This window comes from Bacillus sp. OTU530, assembly GCF_038440375.1.
Genome location: NZ_JASATP010000138.1, coordinates 1 through 616, shown reverse-complemented (window position 1 = coordinate 616; position 616 = coordinate 1). Strand labels below are relative to the sequence as shown.

At 39.6% G+C, this 616-nt stretch carries 2 protein-coding genes; both read left to right on the top strand.

Annotated features, from left to right (window positions below; all coding sequences use genetic code 11):
• The first annotated feature begins 51 nt into the window (after positions 1 to 51).
• Complete coding sequence (locus AAHB12_RS31225) at positions 52 to 291, top strand: hypothetical protein (protein ID WP_342048944.1); 240 nt, start codon at positions 52 to 54, stop codon at positions 289 to 291.
• Between the two features lie 16 nt (positions 292 to 307).
• Positions 308 to 616 (top strand): hypothetical protein (locus tag AAHB12_RS31220; protein ID WP_342048943.1); only part of this gene is annotated, 309 nt, incomplete at its 3' end.

The following is a 616-nucleotide window of genomic DNA, read 5'->3' as shown; positions in this document are numbered from 1 at the left end:
TAGCACTGGCATATATTCTATCAAATTCAAACTAAATTGGAGACTTTCAGAATGCGAGAAGGATTTTTTAATTTCATTGAGGAACAACTTGAAAGGGAGAAGCAAGCAAAGCCAAGCATTAAGTCTTCCCCGCTGCATCTGCTTATGTACGGTTACGGGCAATCAAAGACTGATAAAGCGCGACATATTAGGGATAACTCCTTTGATTTGTTGGAAATGTTGAAGCAAGATAATCTAGATCGAAAGCAAACTACGCTTGATTTGTTGAAAGCTGGCTATGATGAGGTTTGATAAGGGGGAGAAGGACATGAAGTATGATATTAATAGCTATTTAGATAAAATCTCTAAAGTTGAACAAGGCTATGAGAATCGCACAAAAGAATTGACCCAAGAGGAAGCAAAGACGCGCGGCAAGCTTGAAGAATTAAAGACAGCCATGACCGATTCCCTAAGCGCGGAAGCCCTCGAAATGCCAATTAAAACATCTTTTTCAAGCCTCGAAAAACAGCATGTTAGCTTCAAAGACCGTTTAGTCAAGATTGCTAGCTTTATTCCTATTATTCAGGAGGCAAAAGCAGCAGCTTTAGAGCAGGAAGTTCAGGAATTAGGCACTTAT